We start from the raw sequence: 2,871 nt of genomic DNA on the forward strand, positions 1-2,871 counted from the left end.
GTCGGCCAGGCGAGCCGGACCAACGAGCGCGTCGGCGAATTGTCCAAGGCTGCCGCCCGCATCGGCGACGTGGTCGAGCTGATCAACACCATCGCGGGCCAGACCAATCTCCTTGCGCTGAATGCGACCATCGAGGCCGCGCGCGCCGGCGATGCCGGCCGCGGCTTTGCCGTGGTCGCCTCCGAGGTCAAGGCGCTGGCCGAGCAGACAGCGAAAGCCACCGGCGAGATCGGCCAGCAGATTTCCAGCATCCAGGCCGCCACCGAGCAATCGGTCGGCTCCATCCGGGAGATCAGCGGCACCATCGAACGCCTGTCGGAGATCTCGTCGACGGTTGCTGCCGCGGTGGAGCAGCAGGGCGCGGCGACACAGGAGATCTCCCGCAACGTCCAGCAGGCGGCCCATGGCACCCAGCGCGTCTCGACCAACATCGGTGACGTCCAACGCGGGGCCTCTGAAACGGGGTCTGCCTCCTCGCAGGTGCTCTCGGCGGCGCGCTCGCTGTCGGCGGACAGCAACCGGCTGAAGCAGGAAGTCGCAAAATTCCTGAGCTCGGTCCACGCCGCCTGACGTTTCAAAAGCAAAGGTCCGCGCGCATGCGCGTGGACCTGAAGCGATGTTTGGCGTGATCAGGCTCAACCTGTGCGCGGGCACTGCCCAGCTCTTGTTCAACCGGAGCAGACGACGGGGATGCCGTCGAGGGCTTCTCCGTATTCGACACCGGTAAAATACAGCCTCAATTAACACTTGTTCCGCAATGTGCGGCGGTGCGGCACGATTCCCGGGGGCGTGGATTGCGACGACGAGCCGTCGTTGCAATCGCGAGTAGGTCGTCGGCTGCTTGTCTTTATCTTCCTGCCATGGGTGGACAGTGATGCCGAGCTTGCGTTTGGGAATTCGGGGGCGTCTGTACGCTGGATTTTCGGTTCTCGTGGTCCTTGGCCTGGTCATGGCCGCGGTCGCGGTCTGGAATTTGTGGGCCGTTCAAGCCCAGATGACGCGGCTGTCCGCTCTGTCGGACAACACCGCGCGCGTTCAGGAAATCTCGATCAACCTCCAGGCGCTGCGGCGCGCCAATCTCCGCTACATCTATGACGCCAACGAGCCGGCCTTCAAGGAAGCCGCGGAGCGGGAGGTGGCGACGGTGGAGCTGTTGAAGGCCGCAGCGAAGTCAACGATCTCGGACGAGCGGCTCAAGATCTACAACGGCCTCACCAGCGACATCGAAAAGTTGAAGTCCCAGCGCGAGCGCCTGGGCACCGCCGTCAACGAGACCACCAAGGGCAAGGCCGTCCTGCTCGCCGGCGGCGATCAACTGACCGCCAACACCGGCAAGCTGGTCGATGCCGCGCGTGAAACCGGCGATACCAGCGTGAGCGCTCCTGTCTCCGATCTTGAATCCAAGATCCTGCTGGTTCGTGTCGCAAACTGGCGCTTCCTCGCCGTCCGCGACGCAAAGGGACCGGCGACCTTCAGGACCAATGTCGATCGGGCGCAGCAAGCGCTCAAGTCGCTGGAGGGGGCCGGCCTGCCGGACGAGGTCAAGGCCGGGTTCGGGCCGGTCAAGAGCTCGCTTTCGGCTTACAAGGCGGCTTTCGAGACGACCTCTGCCGCAATCCTCCAGGCCGATGAAATTTATCGCAACGAGATCGCTCCCCTGATCAACGACAGCGTCGACAAGCTCAAGGTGGCGGAGACCGGATTGAAGGCCGACTACCAGAAGTCGCGCGCGGCGGCCGATGGCGTCATTGCCAACACGACCTGGATTCAGGAAGTCGCCGGCGGACTTGCCGTTCTGTTCGGCGGGCTCGTCGCCTTCCTGATCGCCCGCAGCATCGTCGGACCGCTGACCACGATGACCCGCGCGATGGGGCGGCTGGCCGGTGGCGATCTCAAGGTCGAGATTCCCGGCCGTGGGAACCGCGACGAGATCGGCGCCATGGCCAAGGCGATCCAGGTGTTCAAAGAGAGCATGGTCGAGACCGAGCGCCTGCGCCACGAGCAGGTCGAGGTCGAGGCCCGGCAGGCCGAGAGCCGCAAGGCTGACATGAAAAACCTGGCCAATCAGTTCGAACGTGCCGTCGGCGAGATCGTGGATACGGTGTCGTCGGCGTCCGGCGAACTCGAGGCGTCCGCTGGCACTCTGACCACGACGGCTACGCGCGCCCAGGACCTGTCGACGGAGGTCGCCAGCGCCTCCCAGGAAGCTTCGGCCAATGTTCAGGCGGTTGCATCGGCGACCGAAGAGCTGTCTTCCTCGGTTTCCGAGATCGCGCGCCAGGTGCAGGAATCCGCTCGCATCGCCAGCGAAGCTGTCGGCCAGGCGAGCCGGACCAACGAGCGCGTCGGCGAATTGTCCAAGGCTGCCGCCCGCATCGGCGACGTGGTCGAGCTGATCAACACCATCGCGGGCCAGACCAATCTCCTTGCGCTGAATGCGACCATCGAGGCCGCGCGCGCCGGCGATGCCGGCCGCGGCTTTGCCGTGGTCGCCTCCGAGGTCAAGGCGCTGGCCGAGCAGACAGCGAAAGCCACCGGCGAGATCGGCCAGCAGATTTCCAGCATCCAGGCCGCCACCGAGCAATCGGTCGGCTCCATCCGGGAGATCAGCGGCACCATCGAACGCCTGTCGGAGATCTCGTCGACGGTTGCTGCCGCGGTGGAGCAGCAGGGCGCGGCGACACAGGAGATCTCCCGCAACGTCCAGCAGGCGGCCCATGGCACCCAGCGCGTCTCGACCAACATCGGTGACGTCCAACGCGGGGCCTCTGAAACGGGGTCTGCCTCCTCGCAGGTGCTCTCGGCGGCGCGCTCGCTGTCGGCGGACAGCAACCGGCTGAAGCAGGAAGTCGCAAAATTCCTGAGCTCGGT

The 2,871-nt window shown here is 65.3% G+C and carries 2 protein-coding genes; both read left to right on the forward strand.

The window, feature by feature from the left end:
• Positions 1–570: methyl-accepting chemotaxis protein (locus A5906_RS31475; RefSeq protein ID WP_245326723.1), on the forward strand; the 570-nt coding region annotated here is incomplete at its 5' end.
• A 304-nt stretch (positions 571–874) separates the two neighbouring features.
• A partial coding sequence (locus A5906_RS31480; protein ID WP_080139071.1) for a HAMP domain-containing methyl-accepting chemotaxis protein occupies positions 875–2,871 on the forward strand: 1,997 nt, incomplete at its 3' end.

It is taken from the genome of Bradyrhizobium sacchari (genome assembly GCF_002068095.1).
Lineage (GTDB): Bacteria > Pseudomonadota > Alphaproteobacteria > Rhizobiales > Xanthobacteraceae > Bradyrhizobium > Bradyrhizobium sacchari.